Annotated in this window: 16 protein-coding genes, 1 tRNA gene and 1 pseudogene; 9 read left to right on the top strand and 9 right to left on the bottom strand. The window is 59.0% G+C overall.

The features are described from left to right. Positions 1–57 precede the first annotated feature (57 nt). Positions 58–351 (top strand): UPF0175 family protein, encoded by a 294-nt coding sequence (locus EA462_RS01345; RefSeq protein WP_124176774.1) that lies wholly within the window; start codon positions 58–60, stop codon positions 349–351. A gap of 210 nt (positions 352–561) precedes the next feature. Continuing rightward, the gene (locus EA462_RS01340) at positions 562–783 is read left to right on the top strand and encodes a DUF7535 family protein (RefSeq protein WP_124176773.1); all 222 of its coding nucleotides are present in this window, start codon (positions 562–564) and stop codon (positions 781–783) included. Between the two features lie 249 nt (positions 784–1,032). Here EA462_RS01340 and EA462_RS01335 read toward each other — a convergent pair whose 3' ends face one another. The 4 genes and pseudogenes from EA462_RS01335 to EA462_RS17855 form a co-directional block, all read right to left on the bottom strand. Beyond that, positions 1,033–1,905, bottom strand: a complete 873-nt coding sequence (locus EA462_RS01335) for an NAD(P)-binding domain-containing protein (protein ID WP_165872001.1) — start codon at positions 1,903–1,905, stop codon at positions 1,033–1,035. A gap of 686 nt (positions 1,906–2,591) precedes the next feature. Further along, a complete protein-coding gene (locus tag EA462_RS01325) occupies positions 2,592–3,383 on the bottom strand; it encodes a succinylglutamate desuccinylase/aspartoacylase domain-containing protein (protein WP_243641337.1) in 792 nt (263 codons plus the stop codon). 733 nt (positions 3,384–4,116) lie between these two features. After that, entirely contained in the window at positions 4,117–5,229 is a 1,113-nt protein-coding gene (locus EA462_RS01320) for a glutamate-cysteine ligase family protein (RefSeq protein ID WP_124176769.1), read from the bottom strand. Positions 5,230–6,035: 806 nt separating this feature from the next. Then, positions 6,036–7,141: pseudogene (locus EA462_RS17855) on the bottom strand (IS110 family transposase). 614 nt (positions 7,142–7,755) lie between these two features. On the opposite strand from EA462_RS17855, the gene EA462_RS01305 reads away from it, so the two are divergent. Both EA462_RS01305 and EA462_RS01300 read left to right on the top strand, forming a co-directional pair. Beyond that, a complete protein-coding gene (locus tag EA462_RS01305; RefSeq protein WP_124176768.1) occupies positions 7,756–8,244 on the top strand; it encodes an Lrp/AsnC family transcriptional regulator in 489 nt (162 codons plus the stop codon). A 78-nt stretch (positions 8,245–8,322) separates the two neighbouring features. Beyond that, positions 8,323–8,577 carry a HalOD1 output domain-containing protein gene (locus tag EA462_RS01300; protein WP_243641336.1) on the top strand — a complete coding sequence of 85 codons (255 nt, stop codon included), beginning with the start codon at positions 8,323–8,325 and terminating at the stop codon, positions 8,575–8,577. A 364-nt stretch (positions 8,578–8,941) separates the two neighbouring features. Here the strand turns inward: EA462_RS01300 and EA462_RS01295 are convergent, their stop codons facing one another. Further along, entirely contained in the window at positions 8,942–9,958 is a 1,017-nt protein-coding gene (locus EA462_RS01295; RefSeq protein WP_124176767.1) for a glutathione S-transferase family protein, read from the bottom strand. 139 nt (positions 9,959–10,097) lie between these two features. Here EA462_RS01295 and EA462_RS01290 point away from each other — a divergent pair, with 139 nt between their 5' ends. Beyond that, positions 10,098–11,162 carry a DNA methyltransferase gene (locus EA462_RS01290; RefSeq protein WP_124176766.1) on the top strand — a complete coding sequence of 355 codons (1,065 nt, stop codon included), beginning with the start codon at positions 10,098–10,100 and terminating at the stop codon, positions 11,160–11,162. Positions 11,163–11,407: 245 nt separating this feature from the next. Here EA462_RS01290 and EA462_RS01285 read toward each other — a convergent pair whose 3' ends face one another. After that, positions 11,408–12,070 (bottom strand): potassium channel family protein, encoded by a 663-nt coding sequence (locus EA462_RS01285; protein ID WP_124176765.1) that lies wholly within the window; start codon positions 12,068–12,070, stop codon positions 11,408–11,410. 163 nt (positions 12,071–12,233) lie between these two features. On the opposite strand from EA462_RS01285, the gene EA462_RS01280 reads away from it, so the two are divergent. Together EA462_RS01280 and EA462_RS01275 are read left to right on the top strand one after the other, a co-directional pair. After that, on the top strand, positions 12,234–13,691 hold the full coding sequence (locus tag EA462_RS01280; protein WP_124176764.1) for an NCS2 family permease: 1,458 nt from the start codon (positions 12,234–12,236) through the stop codon (positions 13,689–13,691). A gap of 101 nt (positions 13,692–13,792) precedes the next feature. Further along, the gene (locus EA462_RS01275; RefSeq protein WP_124176763.1) at positions 13,793–14,038 is read left to right on the top strand and encodes a glutaredoxin family protein; all 246 of its coding nucleotides are present in this window, start codon (positions 13,793–13,795) and stop codon (positions 14,036–14,038) included. Here the strand turns inward: EA462_RS01275 and EA462_RS01270 are convergent. Beyond that, positions 14,029–14,595, bottom strand: coding sequence for a DUF420 domain-containing protein (locus EA462_RS01270; RefSeq protein ID WP_124176762.1), 567 nt, complete (start codon positions 14,593–14,595; stop codon positions 14,029–14,031). The two genes, EA462_RS01275 and EA462_RS01270, sit on opposite strands and share 10 nt — an antisense overlap. Positions 14,596–14,813: 218 nt before the next feature. Next, a tRNA-Leu gene (locus tag EA462_RS01265) sits at positions 14,814–14,898 on the bottom strand. Between the two features lie 134 nt (positions 14,899–15,032). Between EA462_RS01265 and EA462_RS01260 the strand changes: the two genes are divergently transcribed. Together EA462_RS01260 and EA462_RS01255 are read left to right on the top strand one after the other, a co-directional pair. Continuing rightward, a complete protein-coding gene (locus EA462_RS01260; protein WP_124176761.1) occupies positions 15,033–15,545 on the top strand; it encodes a helix-turn-helix domain-containing protein in 513 nt (170 codons plus the stop codon). A 58-nt stretch (positions 15,546–15,603) separates the two neighbouring features. Next, on the top strand, positions 15,604–16,878 hold the full coding sequence (locus EA462_RS01255) for an alanine--tRNA ligase-related protein (RefSeq protein WP_124176760.1): 1,275 nt from the start codon (positions 15,604–15,606) through the stop codon (positions 16,876–16,878). A gap of 52 nt (positions 16,879–16,930) precedes the next feature. Here EA462_RS01255 and kdgK1 read toward each other — a convergent pair whose 3' ends face one another. Then, entirely contained in the window at positions 16,931–17,884 is a 954-nt protein-coding gene (gene kdgK1 / locus EA462_RS01250; protein ID WP_124176759.1) for a bifunctional 2-dehydro-3-deoxygluconokinase/2-dehydro-3-deoxygalactonokinase, read from the bottom strand. Positions 17,885–18,007 lie beyond the last annotated feature (123 nt).

The raw sequence follows: 18,007 nt of genomic DNA, 5'->3' as shown, positions 1-18,007 counted from the left end.
CTCGAAGTGGAGACGATTTCCCGTTACATCTATTGCGTAACGTAACGAATCGTAACGATGAAAACGGTCACTACGCGCATTCCGGAGGACGACGAGGAGGCCCTCGCCGAACTCGAGGCGGAGTTGAGTGCTGATCTGCCGGAGGTGCTTCGTCGATTGATCCGACAGGGACTCTCCGACTGGCGCACGGAGCGGGCACTCGACCAGCTCCGTGATCACCGCATCACGCTGCGGAAGGCAGCGGAGCTGGCAGACGTCTCGTACGTCGAGATGTTGACCCTCGCCACCGAAGAAGGGATCGACGTCGGGTACACGACGGACGACCTCGAACGCGATTTCGATCGCATCTAATGGTCGTCGTCGATTCCTCTGTGCTGATTCCACTCGCGTGGGTCGGGCGACTCGTCCTGCGGTTGCTCCGGTAAACCGTTACAGCAGACCGTATGACGCGATCGACCCGGAACGGCTCGTCGGATGTAATGCTGGCCGCTTCGGAGACGTGGCTCTCACGGCGAACTCGAGACCGAAAGACCGAATATCCGGACGGTCGTTTGGTCTCGTATGTCTACGGGTGTCTCCCAGTCGACGGGATACGGTCCGAACCTCCAGATGTCGGCGTTCGGGTGGGTTATGGCGATCGTTCTCGCACTGATGTTGCTTCCGGTGCTCCCGGTCGTCGTTCTCGCGTTGATACTCTGGAAGATTTTCGGGGAGGACGAGGTGATCGAATCGCAGTTCGAAACCTGGCGGACGGCGAGCGAGCGACAACCGAACGGATCCTGAGCGAATCGGCTTCGTACAGCCTGTACAGAGACGAAATCGGCCCTTTCTGCGCGAAGACGACCTCGACGTTGCCCGCTTTTGATAGGGATTAGCGTCGGTTCTCATACTTTACGGTGTGGCAGATCACGGATATGTTGAACTCGGAGTACAACACTCAGAGGTTGAATTCAGACCATTCAGAGAGTACCAGGAGTAGCTGACTGAATCACTGGTGGCCCATCCGCACGTGATCATAACTATTTTCCAACATTAACTGCTTGGCTGATCTGCGCGGAGTTCGGTTACAGACACCCAGTCGTGATCACCGCGTCCGTCTGCCACACCAGCCTCGAAGAGGCGGTGTAACGCCTCGTACATACCGGTATCGAGCCCCATCTCGTCGAGAAAGCAAGCGTACTCCTCGGCGCCTGCCGACCAGACTTGGACGGATGCATCGACATTGGCCGGATCTGCGGGGTCCATTCCCGATTGGATCGTCTCGAAGGTAATGTCGATGAACGCGGGATACAGTGCGCGGAACCGCTCACCAACCCACGCTAACGGGATGTCCATGGCCTCTGCTATGTGAGCGCTCTGTACCATCGAGACGGCCATCGGGAGAAACGGGAGAAAGACGACGGATTCACGCAGGAAGGCGGATCCGGGTGGGCCATCGATATAGGTGACGGTTCCGAGATGATCGAGGATCGACCGGGCGGCCTCGTATGCTCGGGAATCGCCAGCGATAAAGAAGTGGCCAGTATCCGTCCCGACGAGTCGCGGGTAGGCGAGAACGGCCATGTCGAGGTAGTGTCCATCGAAGTCTTGCATGAAGGCATTCGCCTCCGTCGCCTGCTCGGGTGTGGCGAACGAGACGCCGATGATGGTTGTACCATCGATCCGATCCGATGCATCTTCCAGGATATCCATCATCGTTGGATGGTCACTCACACAACACAGCGTGGTACGACTTGCTTCGAGTGCATCCCCCGGACTGTCGGCCACCTCCACCTGCTTACCCGCCAGTGCCTCCGCCTTTTCTCTCGTCCGGTTCCAGGCGATCACGTTCACACCCTCGCCCGCAAGTGTCTCGACGAATGCGGTGCCAATCCCGCCACAACCGATCACGGATACGTCGTTCATGGTATCCCTACGATCCACCATGGCAAAAGATAACAGGATGGTCTGAGCAGTACGACCGCGAGTTGTTTTGTTCGTAAGATAACGAAGCTGGAAAATGCGCGCTCTATGCAACAACACTCATGGGAAATGACGAAGTTCTGACAGAATCGGTGTGACCGACGTAGAGGATGGATGCAGCATAGAGGCATCGTTTGTTTCATACTGGGATCGGTGAACCATCCGCTCACGACGTGCGTACTGAGTACTCAATCAATTTCCCCCATATAGGGCAATAGTATCAGAAGAATCGCCTATAATCTCGAAATCATTTAATCCACAATCACAGTTTGTTCTTCCAATGGGCCGAATCGTCCCGTCATCCCATACGTCAACAGCATAGGCGGAACTGCAAGAACGACATTTAGCAATTGTCCTTTGTCGCTCTCCATCAGACATAGAGGGAACTCCTCCTTCTTCTATCATAATATTGTTTGGCCCTATGGATGAACTTCCTCAAATCGTTTATCCGCTCGCCTGTACTTAGCGATCACTGATCCTCGCAGATCGCCCTCAGTCTGTGCCACATTCGCGAACTTCTGTGCAGCGAATTCTGAAAACGCTATGAGTGCATCGGGTGTTGTGGGTGCTCCATTTAGATCACTGACCCAGAATGCTATTTCGTCGCGCTCTTCGTTGATTCGCCACCGCTACTCTGCGTTCCGCGGTTCTCTGTCCGAATTGATCCACGTCTCTTTCACTTCTTCGATCGACTCGCCGATTTTGCGTCCCTGATAGCCGAAAATATCCTCGGAACCCTCAGCGGACATTATTATCGGCCAAAACGACTCATCGGCAGTCAGATCGTCCCCGTCAACTGTCGCGTAGACGGTTCCCTCCGGAACGTGTTCGAAGTTCTCAACGTGCAACTCGTACGAGTCCCCATCGGGCTTCGGAATCGGCTTGTCCATGTGAAAATAGTCCGGATCGGCATCGGGTGGCTCACCAGGGAGTGCGTCAACCCGCTGGAGGAATGCGCGGGTCTGGTGTTGGGCAGCTTCCGTCGCTTCCTCGGAATCCGTCGAGGTAAGTTCAATCTCGACGGTGAAGCCACAGGTCGTGATCGTGCGCTCGTTGACTCCCCAGTGATCGACGATGTGTGGGACGGGCAGCTCCGAGGCAAGTTCGAACTCTCTTTCCTGTGCACTGTGTATAAGCGCAAACGGCGTGGGATCGGCCTCAGTACCGTGCAGTGAGAGTGACGTCCGACCCTCGACGAACTCGCAGAGTCGGGCGGCGATCCGTTCTTCTCGGTCGCCGTCCGGGTCGCCTGGGAATACGCGATTGAGGTCCGAGTCGAGGTAGCGTTCGCCGGCTTCGATCGCGGCTGGATTGGCGAGGACGAACGCAACACCTCGCTGGAGGTCGAGGTCGATCTCGCGCAGTCGGCGCACCGCGCGAATGCCACTCAGCTCGTCTCCGTGGACCCCGGCGACAACCACGACCTCTGGCTCTCCTGGCCCCCGAAGAGTTACGTCGAGTGGGCCGAAGTTAGTCTCCATGGTATTGCTGTGACTGAAGCGATGGATTTTGATGAGAGGTTCGCCGGCGTATTCTGGCTCTGCGAGCGTACGCTGGCATAACCAGAATTCTACTGGTGGAGATGACGTAGGGTCCCCACCCAGTCGTCGACGAGGGAGAACGAATATGCGTAATTTCGGATCACTTCGGGGCGGAAAACCACGTCATTGAGACACCATTCACGGGACTGCTGGTCGGTATTTCGGCGAATCCTCGAGTTCTGCCCGGCCGACCGCTGATCCATTTAGTTGAACTGTCCGACGACGAACGCGACGCGGCCGAGTCGGCGTTTGAGGAGATCGGCTTCCGGGCTCAGCGAACGTTCCACTGGATGGGTGAGACGAGCGAAGATATCGTCGAATCGACGCTCGATACCGACAGCGAATCCGAAGAGAGCAGAGAAACGGAAAAGAGTGACAACTGGGACACGGAGGTAATCACCGACTCCTCGTCCGAGCACCGAAGTGATGATGTCGGCGTCTGGAAACACCGACGTTTCATACGGTTTGCTGTGATTTTTTACCGGAGCGACCGCAGGACTGCTCGCGGTCGCTCCGGTAACGACTTACAGTAGACCGTATCAGTCGCCACACCCACCGTGTTCGATGTCAAGAAATATGGAACGTCTCTGTAGTCTATACGAGATTCTGACAGTCACACCGATTGTGTCACTGGCGTCCGCATCGGAGAGCGTTCATCGATGAGGGTTTTGACGTCCCGTTCGAGACGGTCGGCGTACCGGAGTCGAAGCCACTGTGCTCGCTGTCGATCCATGGGTGGTTTGTCGACGAGTTCCGCCGAGATGGGGCGATAGGTGGTTGTATCGAATCCCATCGTTTCCAGGTATCGTTCGATCGTGGACGCTTCGAGTCCCTGGTCTATGGCTGAACTCACGTGCTCTTGTAGCCGATCGAACGCTGGCACCGTCACGGTTGAGGCCGTGACACCGGGGCGCGATCCAATCTCGACGTGACGATTCTCGACAAGGGCCAAGATGTCTCGGACGTCTTTGGTGAGTTGCAGAACCTGACTCGGCAACGCCACGTCGAGCGATCGCCATTCGATCGTGTCGTACTTCTCGCGTAATCGAATCGGTGCCCAGATCGAGTCTTCCGGCGTGAAGTGTTCGTCGAATGCCGAGGGTTCGACCCCCTGAGCCAACGCCCGTTGACGGAAGCGATCGAACGTGACATCGATTCGATTGTACCACTCGTCGATGTCCTCAACGTAGGGCCATAACCGGCCGAGCCAAGGGTGATCGCCGTAACACGTCCGGCGGTAGACGTGGGATCGTGCACAAGTAGCCACGCGATGGCCCTGGTGGAATGTGGAGCTCGCAACGAGTGCAAACGCCGGATCCAGTGCAGTCATCAGGTTCAACTGGTCAGTTTCAGCCCCATCGATCCGATCGATGTGCATGTGCGTGCCGGCACAGTGGATTGCATCGTTGAATTTCTCACCGAGGACCTGACGCTGAATCCGCGTTCGGGGACCGTCGCTCGTGCTGATCGAGCCTGAATGAAGTGGTGTACTAAGCGGTACAAGTCGGCATCCCTCTTCCCGCCCGACCTCGATCGCCTCCTGTAATCTGTGGGTGACCTCCGCTCGGAGTTCGGGCACGTCGTCACAGGGATCGGTGACGACTTCGAGCATGGGATCAGCACTCTCGGCGTGGAGATCGTCGATTCGGTCGAGCACCGGCGATGCGGACGTGAGCGTGCCCGTCTCATCGACGGTCCAGTATTCGAGTTCAAGGCTAAGTTGCATGGTGGATGGGGGGGTATCGCAGATCGAGTTCGCTTCAGAGCGCACCGACGCGGATCCGATCCGGCTTTCGGTGGCCAACGTGTCCCGCTCTAGCCGCCTGAACGTAATGACGTGACCGCCAAACTGTGTGGGATAAACTCTGGTATGCCGAGAAAACGGTCGGTTCACCGCAGTCTCGCTTCGACCGGCAGATCGCTATCGGTAGCGCTCATCGACGAGTACGCCGTCTTCGAGGGGAGGTTACGATCGACACCAATCCACATCCGTGTTCAGCGTCTCGCTTTTTCGGGCCGACCCCGCGTCGGGGTCCGTTCCGGTGTCGGTTGGTGTTTCACTCATGATTTTCCTCACGGCCGCTACCCGTCTTATTCGGAAAACGACGGTGCCTGCATCTATCGGGGAGATCGTATGCACCACCCTCTCGCTCGGCGGCCGCCCCACCACCGACACGTATTATTGGCTTCAGCGCGGTTTCGAGGAATTTCTTGACCCGCTCGCTCCGTTCGCTCGCGGATGTAACGGTAATGTCCGCCTGTCCTAAGCGGCTACTACCTTCACTAACCGGACCCAATCTCGTGCAAAACTCGCGCTATGTATTCACCTATGGAAATTCTGCTGACTGACCAAACCACGCTTGCCAAGATAATTCTTCGGGCGACGAGGAATTGCTGTAGTTTTCGAGCGTAGAATCGACAACCGGCGAACTGATGGCTACTGAAACAGCCATCAGGCGGGAGACTTCTTGTTAGCGATAGTAGTTGCTAACATTACCACCAGCCGGCCAATGAGCGCCGCCCCGGCGGCGCTCAGGCACTCACCCCTGGTGGATCGTACACCTCCTCACGGTCCAGCATGTGATACATTGAAACCAGCAACTTCCGGGCGGTTGCGACAATCGCTGTTTTCGAGCTCTTCTTTTGAGCTAACCGGTTGTAGAACCGGCTAAGGTACTCGTCTTCGCACGTATGTACCGCTGAGTACGACGCTTGAACAAGCAGCCACCGGACTCGTCCTGACCCTCGCTTCGAGATGCTCCCCTCAAACCGCGAGTCGCCAGACTCGCGGATTATCGGGTTCAATCCAACGTAACTTACGACCTCCTTGTCCCGGTCAAACCGGTTGATCTCTCCCAACTCCGCGTAAATCGTCAACGCCGTAAAGTAACTCACACCAGGAATCGTCATCAGGAGCTGGGTCTCCTTCAGAGACCCAGCCCGCTCCTCAATCTCTGCTTCCAACGACTCAATCTGTTCAGTGAGCGTCTGAATGAGCCCTAGATACGACTCCAGCAACGCATCCCATGGTGCCGGGAGCGAGAGTTCCGCCAGGAACTCTCGTCCCTCCACACTCAGTGGTTTCACCTCCTGAGTGATCCCGTGATCACTCAACAAGCCATGGATCTTGTTCGCGTACTCGGTCCTGTTCTCGACGAGCTTCTGTCGCCCGCGCACTAATGATCGAGAGAAGTATTGGGAACAGCTGTCCGAGATAGTACCACTACAGGAACCAGCTGTCGGCAGGTGGAGTAGAACTATTCCCAGGACTTAGCTAATCCATTAAGTGCGCGGGCTTGTCGAACCTCGTCGGTCGGAACGTAGCTTTCAGGAATCGATCCTAACCGAACCATCCGAGCGAGTTGTTTTGCGTCGACGCGGTCGGTTTTCTTATCCGAGTCGGAGATCAGCTTTAATTCGCCTGGATTGGCGACGGTCACATCCAGATACTCTGAAAGAGTATCATGGATGTGGTAGTAATTGCTGGTCGCTTCAAGCGCGGCTTTGGACCCAGCGTACTGCTGGGCGAAGTCGTCGAGGTTCGCGTTTTCGACGCGAACCTCTTCGACGATCTCACCGTTTCTGTCCAATACTGCGATTTGTGAGTACCGCTTGTGTACGTCGATTCCAATGAACATTGGACTCACCTTGGAACGCCGGTGCGTGAAACAGAGATTCACCTATACGGGCTTTCCCGACTGCCGCCAGGAGCGGCAGTCGGGCTGTACTGCCCAGGACTCGGCTTCCTACGCACTCGGACCAGTCAGCACCACGTGCTCTCGGGCACGGAATACAGCTCGGTCTCTTGCGTCCCATACTTGTTTCACGCTCTCATGGGATATAGCAGAATTTCCATCGAGTCAGCACGACTCATCGGACATTATCTGTAGCTGGGAGGAACCACGCGGTCAGTTCGCACGTGGAGTGTACGTTCACTGTCCCGAATCTCCCTATTAGCGGACTATTGATTCGCCGGTAAGTACAGGCGAAGGACGTAACGGGGTAGATGTTGATCTATTTGTTTCCTTCCAGAAACTCGTGCGAGATACAGAGATGTAGTCAGCACGCCATCGACCTTGATTCCATGCGCTCCGTACGGAACCAGCACTCACTACACTTCGAACTAGCTGTTTATATCCTGTCTCAGATGCATTTGGTGAGACAGACAGAATTCAAATAACAATATCAGGCGGAATCAACGTCTGTTGATCACGCGGAAAAGCGTCTTTTGGCTCGCCTTCTAACGGTAACTATGGCTCCCGATGAAATCGATAATGTAGACAAAGGAATCATCTACCTGCTTCAGCAGGACGCCCGGAAACGAACAGTTGCCGATATCGGCGAACAGGTCGGTGTCTCCTCTAGCACAGTCACCAATCGGATCGACAGGCTTGAAGAACAGGGCGTTATCAAGGGGTATCATACAATTGTTGACTATACGAAAGCCGGACTCGGCCATCATTTGCTTGTAACTGCGACAGTTCCTATACCAGAGAGAGAAGAACGAGTAGATGAAATCATGGAAATATCCGGTGTCGTGAGCGTACGAGAATTATTATCAAACAATGCGAACCTGTCGTTAGAACTGATCGGGCACAGCCAAGATGACATAGAGGAGAGCCTTATAGAACTGGATTCGCGAGGTGTCGATATAGAAAGCGTCGAGATAATGAAACAAGAGCAAGCTCAACCGTACAATCACTTTGGTCAAGAATTCACAGATGAGGATGACGGTGTCTGATTCCCAGACCGGTTTAAGTACTGCTGGTTAACATCTAATTGCCGACATGTTTAAACAGGACAATAGCCTATTGGATCTGTGAGCTTGATTCAGACCGACGTAGCTGATGAGAACTGTGTCAGTCAGACAGTGGTTGAGGCAATCGCCGAAGCGGAAGGAACGGATCCCCTTGAACTCACTCCTCCTTTGTATGAAGTCATAGATCCCGACGCACTAGAGAATCTCTTCACCGACGGCAAGACAGTTGGAAAGATCATTTTCAACTATAATAATTTCGAAGTCTGTGTTTTTTCTGATGACTCTATTTCGGTCGAAACAACGGTAGGTGAGTGAATCCACTGACTGGTTCGTTTAGTCTATCTGGCTAGTTACAGACCAATCGTCTGCTGGATTTGTTCTCTGTACTGGGCGGTTATCGCCTACCAAATCGAGCTGGATCTCGTGCTGCATTCGCTCTTTGTATTCATCAGATCCTATCTCTCAACTACTAGGGGAATGAAACAAAACTACGAGTTGCGTTGCTACTCCCTATGAATCGGCGTGCACGTTTTCGCTCGTTTACGCTCGGTTTTGTACCTTATCTCCCGATCGCGACCGCTTCCGGGGCCGTTCGTCCATCGAGCCGCCCGCTCTCGAGAGTGGTCGTCTCCAGAACTCCGTTCACGGTCGTATCGAACTCCCTTCGGAGACGTTTCGACTACTCGTTGGCACCCGAACGAGCTAGTGCCGCCGGCGGGCTACCGGGGAGTTCGTCTCGATCGTGAGGCGCGTCGAACGCGAGATCCGGTCCGCGGGCGACGATCCGGCTCGGGTTGACGTCCGGGTGAGTCGTGTAGTAGTGCTCTTTGATGTGGGACAGATTCACCGTCCCGGCAACGCCAGGGGTCTGGTACAGATCCCGGAGATACGGCCAGAGGTTGTCGTACTCGCGGATGTATTGGACGTTACACATGAAGTGGGTGTGATAGACCGTGTCGAACCGCACGAGCGTCGTGAACATCGCGATGTCGGCTTCGGTCAGTCTGTCGCCGGCGAGATAGCGCTGCTCCGCCAGGACGTCGTTCCAGTGATCGAGGGCGTCGAAGAGGGTGTCGACCGCCTCGTCGTACGGCTCCTGTTCGGTTGCGAACCCAGCCCGGTAGACGCCGTTGTTGATCGGATCGTAGATCTCCTCGATGATCCGGTCGACCTCCTCGCGATAGCCGTCGGGATAGAGGTCGGCCGACGAGTCTTCGCCCGCGGGAACGCCCTCGAACTCGGTATCGAGCATTCGCATGATCTCTTTCGATTCGTTGTTGACGATCGTCCCCTCGCGTTTGTCCCAGAGGACGGGAACCGTCACCCGACAGGTCACGTCCGGATCCGCCCGCACGTACAGTTCCCGCAGATAGTCGGCACCGTGAACGTGATCGCGAGTGCAGCCCGCTTTGTCCGGCGTGAACTGCCAGCCGTCCTCGCCGCGGTACGGATCGACGACCGAGACGGAGATGGCGTCCTCGAGTCCCGTAAGTGCTCGTACCAGAAGCGTTCGGTGTGCCCACGGACAGGCATAGGAGACGTAGAGGTGGTACCGACCGGCCTCGGGCTGGAACTCGGCGTCGGGATCGTCGCGGATCCGATCGCGAAACGTCGTTTCGCCTCGCTCGAACGAGCCGTCGCCGTCTGTCGATTCGTACGCGTCGGTCTGCCACTCGCCGTCGACGAGCATGTTCATGCGTGTCCTATGTACCGCCGGGTACAAATGACCGCGCTAACGGTCGTGTCACCGCGACGAACGCGGCCGGTGGCTCCGATCTCGGTCGGTGGCCTCGAGACACGCGCATTTATGCAGGTCCGACGTCCACTCGGAAACGATGACGAGCGACGACGGGGAGCGCCATCGCCAGGGTCGACTGTTCACGGACGACGACGGCGGGTTCGATGCCGAACGGGCGCGAGACGAGTCCTTGCCCGTCGAAGACGGCGAACTGATCGACACCGACGAGCTCGCAGACCACCAGCGCTACGTCGAGGGACGCGGAATCTACGACGAACGAAACCGGATCAACGACCTCACCGGAAAGGAGTGGAAGTACGCGACCAAGTCGGTGATCGCGGAGGGCTACCCGCCCGCCGTCCAACACGACCTCCGAAGCGAACACGGCGGCCAGAAACCCCCGCGACTTTGTGCGACGCTGATCGGCAGGTTCAGCAAGGCGGGAGACGCCGTCCTCGATCCGTTCGCGGGCGTCGGTGGAACGCTCCTCGGCGCGAGCTTCTGTGAACACGAGGGGACCGGCCGTCGCGAGGCGATCGGCTTCGAGCGAACCGAACGCTGGATCGACATCTACGAGACGGTCCTGGAGCGCGAAAACGAAGCGCGCGCCGAGCGCGGAGATCCGCCGCTTGCCGGCCAGGAGATGCGCCACGGCGACTGCGCCGACCTGATCGAGGACGTTCCCGACGACTCGATCGACCTTCTGTTGACCGACGTCCCCTACTGGCACATGGACGAACTCGAGCAGACGCGAAACGAACGGGCGACGCGGGCGAGCAAGCTCGGATCGTTCGACGAGGACGATGCGGACTCGGCGGACGAGGACGGTAGGGACTCGGCTATCGATTCGACAGGGGAGAGACAGACGAAAGCCGAGTGGCTCGCGGACATGGCCGAGAAGTTCGAGCGGTTCACCGATGCGGTCGCGCCGGGTGGCCACCTCGTCGTCTTTATCGGAGACATGTACCGCGAGCAGTCCTACGAGTTCCTCTCTGCCGATCTGGCACGAGCGATCGAGTCGGCGGCACCGGTCACACTCGCGGCGACTCTCGTCTGGTACGATCCGACCAAGGACCTCCACGTCTACGGCTACCCGTTCTCGTTCGTCCCGTCGATGGTCCACCAGAACGTCCTCGTTTTCCGTCCCGACGGGAACGAGTAGCCGTCTCTGGCGACGTCATTCGCTCGTCTGACGCGGTTTTATAGGAACGTAGTGTCTCGGAAAAATCGGCGCGCACTTACTTTACCCCCATCCCCCTGCGCGCCGTTTGCCGCCGCGTCAGCGAACACAAACCGCAGGAACGACCGACCACCCCGCCGAGTCGCTCGGCAGCTGGGTGGTTCGTTCCGATATCCGATCCTGCTGATCGAGTGTCAACAGCCAGATCTCACCGAGATCGGTCCGTCTCAGGCGCTCGCTGGAAGCAGCGTCGCGCGGATCTCGTTGATTCGATCCGACTCGGTGATGATCGCGACCTCGTCGCCGGCCTCGAGTTCGGTTCCGGGGATCGGAATCGTCAGCGATTCGCGTTCGCGACCGTGGGCGTAGATTCGACTCGAGTCCGGAAGCTCGAGTTCGCTCACTCGTTTTCCCACGGCCGGTGAGTCCTCGCGAATCTCGATAACGGTCAACTGGAGGTTCGCCGCGATATCGGTGACGACGTTGAAGTCGCCGCCGAGCATCGCCGTTTTCGCCCCGGCAGCACCCAGTCGTTCGGGATAGATAATCTCGTCGACGTCCTCTGCGTACTTCGCGTAGATATCCTCGCGGTAGTCTTCGTCGATCCGCATGACCGTCCGACAGCCGTGGTGCTTGCCCACCATACAGGCCGCGAAGTTGACGTTGAGATCGGGCGTGAACGCCCCGACCGCATCGGCCGTGTCGATACCGGCATCGACCAGTACGTCTTCGTCTGCGCCGTTTCCCTGAACGACGACGAACCCCGCCTCCTCGGCGCGCTTGAGACGGTCGGTGTCGGCGTCGACGACGACGGGCTCGTGTCCCTCTTCGACCAGAATGCGTGCCGTTCGCGACCCGACCCGACCGTACCCCACGATAACAAACTTCATGGGGAATGGATACGCACTCCGGAGTAAAATACGTTCGTCCGAGGGTCGGTGGCACTATTTCGGTCCCGTCGCGAGCACTATCTATGCACACCCGTGGACATACTGTCGGATGGAGAGACGGGAACATTTAAACAGTACCTATATCTATGCTTGAACGTCCAACATGGGGGCAACAGATACAATCGCGGAGTTTTTCGGTTTCGACGAACACGAAACCGACTACCGAACCGAAACGCTCGCAGGAGTAACGACGTTTCTGGCGATGGCGTACATCATCGTCGTCAACCCGGCGATTCTGAGCGAGGCGATCGTCATCGAGGGCTACGATCAGGGCGAGGTGTTCCAGATGCTCGCGATCGTCACTATTCTGGCGTCGATCGTCGGAACGGCGGTGATGGCCTTCCACGCGAACCGTCCGTTCGGCCTCGCGCCGGGGATGGGACTGAACGCGTTCTTTGCGTTCACGGTCGTCATCGTCCTCGGAGTTCCGTGGGAACTCGCACTCGCTGCGGTGTTCGTCGAGGGTATCATCTTCATCGCTCTCACCGCCGTCGGCGCACGGAAGTACATCATCGAACTCTTCCCGGAGCCGGTGAAGTTCTCCGTCGGGGCCGGTATCGGTATCTTCCTGCTCTTTCTCGGGCTGCAGGAGATGGAACTGGTGGTCCCGTACGTCGACGCCGACGGGTTCCCCTCGGGGACGCTCATCGAGATGGGCAACGCCCTTCAGAGCCCGATCGCCACGCTCTCGGTGATCGGACTGGCGTTTACGTTCTTCCTCTATGCGCGCGGCATCAACGGATCGATCGTCATCGGCATCCTGACGACCGCCGCTGCGGGCTGGCTCCTGACGCTCGCTGGCCTCGTCCAGCCCGGCGTTCTCACGCCCGACGGCGCGTACGACGACGTGACAAACGAGGGAATCGTCTCGTTGCTCATGTCCGTCCAGTACGACATCACACCGCTGTTCTGGGGCTTCGTCGAGGGACTCGGAATGATCGCCGACGAACCACTCGTCTTCGCCCTGGTCGTCTTTACGTTCTTCTTCGTCGACTTCTTCGACACGGCCGGGACGCTCATCGGCGTCTCTCAGTTCGGGGGCTTTCTCGACGAGGACGGGGACCTGCCTGACATCGACAGGCCGCTCATGGCGGACGCAGTCGGGACGACGGTCGGATCCATGATCGGAACCTCGACGGTGACGACGTACATCGAGTCCTCCACGGGAATCGAAGAAGGCGGCCGAACCGGTTTCACCGCGCTCGTCGTGGCCGCCTTTTTCTTCCTCGCACTGTTTACCGTTCCGCTCGTCCAAACGATCCCACACTACGCGACCTACCTGGCGCTCGTCGTCGTCGGAATCATCATGCTCCAGGGCGTCGCCGACATCGACTGGGACGACCCAGTCTGGCTCATCTCGAGTGGCCTGACCATCACGATCATGCCGTTGACCGCCTCGATCGCGAACGGGATCGCGGCCGGCATCATCAGCTACCCGCTGATCAAAACGGCCATCGGTGACGGACGCGACGTTTCGCTCGGTCAGTGGACGCTCGCGATCACGTTCGTCGTCTACTTTATCGTCTACTTCGCGGCCGAAGCGGGGATCATCGCGTTCTAGAAGGCGGCTGCGTTTTCGATCCCGGGTTCGGTCACGACCACGATTCCGGCACGCCCGTTGGCAACCGTTGTTCTCTTACGGTACAAGCCTCTACACCTGGTATGGCAGACATCACCATGTACAACCTGCCCGGCTGTCCGTACTGCGCGAAAGTTCGATCGAAACTCGACGACCTCGGCCTCGAGTACGACGTCATCGAGGTTCCGAGATCGCACGACGAGCGCACCGAAGTCGAAGCAGTGAGTGGCCAGACCGGCGTCCCCGTCATCACGGACGAGGCCAACGATATCGTCGGCATGAACGAAAGCGACGACATCGTCGACTACCTCGAGGAAACCTACGCGTAACTGACGTGTAACAGGAGATAAACGACGATTCCGAGCGAAAACGAGATCAGCCACAGGCTCGCGGCGATCCGTCCGAACCTGGCGTGACTGGTCCGGGGGAGTTCCGCTATCGGATACGCGGCCGCGAGCAAGAGCGCGTAGTAGAGGACCGGAATACACGCAACTGCGAGGAGAATGTGAACCGCCAGCACCGGCACGTAGACGAACTGGTAGAGCAGGTCCGGGCCGGGAAAGGGCTGTGGACCGCCGGTCGCGATCAGCCGGTAGAGATACAGCGTGAGGAATGTCCCGAACAGCCCGAACGAGACGAGCATCGAGACGCGGTGTCTGTCGACGGCCCCGCGCCGGATCGCGCGCCAGCCGTAGATGATCGTTCCGATCGCCGCGGCGCTGATGGCGACGTTGACGTGTGGAATCAGATCGAGAACCCACTGCGGAGCGCCGGGGACCGCTGACGCGGGGACCCGTCCACCCGCGGCGGCGAAAACGACCGCCAGTGAAACGACGCTCAGGACCAGTGTAAGCGGCCGAACGCGTTCTCGAGAAACGTACTCCATACGTCGTGATTCGAGTCGAGCGGGAAAGCGGTTACTGTCGGGTGGCGTTCGGGAGTGTCGCTCGTCCACCGGCGGACTCCGGCGGGACAGCAGCGTGGCTCCGGGAGATAGTTTCAGTAGGATTATGCGTGGGTGATGTCCGCGAAGGGAGATCACCTGCATCGTCGTGCTCGGCGGATACACCGCCTCGCTTACGGTGGACGAAACCACCTGTGCGATGCGTGGGACCGGATTTGAACCGGCGGACCCCTACGGGACAGCGCCCTCAACGCTGCGCCGTTGGCCTGGCTTGGCTACCCACGCTCGCGGTCTCTTTCTGCACTCAACCGTATCCAGCGTGATTATAAAAGCCCTTTCCTTTGAGCCGGTCTCTGCGTCGAGGTCGCACGCAATTCGCCAAACGGTGATTTGAAATGCGCAAGTTGCGAAGTACTACCATGGCAAAGTACTCGACGGGTTCGTCCTCCGGTGGCGGTGGAACGAACTGTGAGCTCTGCGGTGCCGAAAGCGATTCGCTCCGGCTTGCGTCGGTCGCCGGTGCCGAACTCGAGGTCTGTCCCGGCTGTGCACCTCACGACGATACGGCAGATCGGGAACGGAGTGACCGCGACTCGTCGGGATCGTCGACCGACGGCCCGAGTCGAAAACAGAAAGCGGCACGAAACGTCGCGAAGGCGAACCCGGTCTGGGACGGCGACTCCGAACACTGGGAACAAGACGGGACGAATTACGACGACGATCCGCTTCCGTATCTCGTCTCCGAGTACGGCGAGCGCGTCGTCGACGCCCGACAGGAAGCCGGCCTCCAGCGCGAAGAGCTGGCCGACGAACTCGGACTCCGGGAGCAGGAACTGCTGGCAGTCGAACAGGGTCGGGCGACCCAGGCAGGCATCGGTGGCGGCGTGATCGAGGCCCTCGAGGATCGACTCGACGTCTCGCTTTCCGAGTGACGCGAGCGCCAACCAACCGGCGAGCAGACTTTTAGTATCGGACGACGGAGTGCAACCGATGAGTGGGCAACTGGCGGCGGCGGAACCGTACGCCACACGATTCGAAACGGCGGTGTCGGGAATCGACGGACGCCACGTCTGGCTCGAGCGCAGTTACTTCTACGGCGAAAGCGGCGGTCAGCCGGCCGATCGCGGAACGATCGGCGATATCGAGGTCGCGGACGTTCGGATCGTCGACGGCGAACCGGTTCACGTCCTGGCTGAGGACCCCTCGTTCAAGACCGGTCATCGCGTCCTCTGTTCGGTCGACTGGACGTTTCGGATGTACTGCATGCGCGCTCACACGGCCAGCCACGTACTCTACGGTGCCGGGAGGCGACTGCTCGAGGATCTCGGATACGGCGGCTTCGATATCGACGAGGAGCGCGTTCGGGTCGATCTGGAGACGAGTACGCCGATCGACGACGAGATGCTGATCGAACTGAACGAATCGGCAAACCGGACGGTCTGGGAGTCACGCTCCGTCTCCTGGGATACCGTTTCCGCCTCTCAGGCTCGAGAACGCGAGGACGTCGCGTTCAACGAGGCGACCGAAACGAGCGCCTTCGAAAACGGGCAGGTCCGTCTCGTCACGATCGGCGGCGACGACGAACGAAACGCCACCGGCACGCGATTACAGCCATCTCTCGGCGGTGGACGCTCGAGTGAGCCCTGGGATGTCGCCGCCTGCGGCGGAACACACGTTCGCAACACTCGAGAGATCGGCCCGGTGACGGTCCTCGGACGGTCGAACCCCGGCGACGGACTGACGCGGATCGAACTCGCCGTCGGTCCGCGTGCGATCGACCGCCGTACGACCGAAAAGCGGGCCGTTTTCGGTGCAAAGCGAACGCTCGGAACCTCGATCGGTGACGTCTCCGCCGAACTCGAACGCATCAGTGACGAGCGCGACGCGCTTGCGGACCGACTTCGAACGAGAGAACGGGAGCTCGTTACCGAACGCCTTCTGCGAGGCGAATCGATCGACTGCGACGGGGAACGATGGCTCGTCGCCACGGTCGGTGACGTCTCCGTCGACCTCGTGAGCGACGCCGTTCGGGACTGGATTGACGACGAGACTGATCGGACAGCGACGAGCGCTCGAGTCGTCGTCGCCGTCGGCAACGCGGAGGAACCGTTCGCCGTCGTCGGTTCGAACGGCGGGCGGGCCGCGACGGACGTCCTCTCGGAACTGACGGCGGCCGTCGGCGGCGGCGGTGGCGGTTCGGACCGGCTCGCACAGGGCGGAGGATTCGACGCGACCGTCGATGAGGTTCGCGCCGCCCTCGAGTAGATCGGCACAGTTCTCGAACGCCGTCGATGGGCTACCCGAGTACCGTCGATGGTCACCGAGAGAGGTCGTCGCCGCCCTCGGAAACGACCGCCTCGACTTCTTCGTCGGTGATGAGCGCGACGTCGCCGGGAATCGTTCGTTTGAGTGCTGCCGCGGCCGCGGCGTTCTCGAGCGCAGTGGGAACGTCGTCGCCATCGAGCCGACTCGCGATGAACGCGCCGGTGAACGCATCGCCGGTTCCGATCTCGGAGACGGTGTCGGTGTCGTAGGCGTCCTGTTCGTGAACCACGCTATCGTGCCAGCCGACTGCACCGTCGGAGCCCCGCGTGACGACGACGGTCTGGAACTCGTACTGCGAGCCCAGTTTGTGTGCGAGCTGTCGCGGATCGCCCTCGAAGCCGAGGACGGTTCTCGCGTCTCGAGCGGCGATCACCAGCACGTCGATTCCCGGAAAGAGCTTCGTTAGCGTCTCCTCCGCTTGCTCCGGTTCCCAGAGCTTGCCCCGGTAGTTGAAGTCGAACGCCGTCGTCGTTCCCCCGTTCCGAGCGGCTTTGAGCATGCTCGCGGTGGTCTCTCGAAGCGTCGAGGAGAGCGCGGGCGTGATCCCGGTCGTAAAGAACACGCGAGCGTTCTGGATTCGGTCGATGTCAAACTCTCGAGCCTCCGCGGTCGCAAAGGCGGTGTTCTCGCGATCGTAGATGACCTGCGATCCGCGGGGGTCGCCGGCCCGTTCCATGTAGTAGGTTCCCTGGCGTCCGCGGTGGCTCCAGACGACGTCCGTCTCGATACCGTGTCGTCGAAGCGAGCCGACCACGTGCTGGCCGAGTGGCGTCTCGGGAACCTTCGAGAGCCAGGTCGACGGCGTCCCGAGCCTGTTCGCCGCGATCGCGACGTTGCTCTCTGCGCCGCCGGCACAGACCTCGAACTCGCTCGTCGTCTCGAGGCGCTCGCTCCCGGGCGGAGAGAGTCGGAGCATCGTTTCACCGAAGGTGACGAGGTCGCTCACACGCCGCCCCTCCGTTCCTCATCGATCGAATTCGACGTACCCATGGGTGAACCGTCGGGTGGAAGTGATATAAGTTATGTCATTTATCGGGCATTGGATTACTCCGGTTCGCAATGCAATCAA

It is taken from the genome of Natrarchaeobius halalkaliphilus, from assembly GCF_003841485.1.
Taxonomy (GTDB): Archaea; Halobacteriota; Halobacteria; order Halobacteriales; family Natrialbaceae; genus Natrarchaeobius; species Natrarchaeobius halalkaliphilus.
The sequence above is the reverse complement of the archived record's forward strand: the minus strand, read 5'-3'. Positions and strand labels throughout refer to the sequence as shown.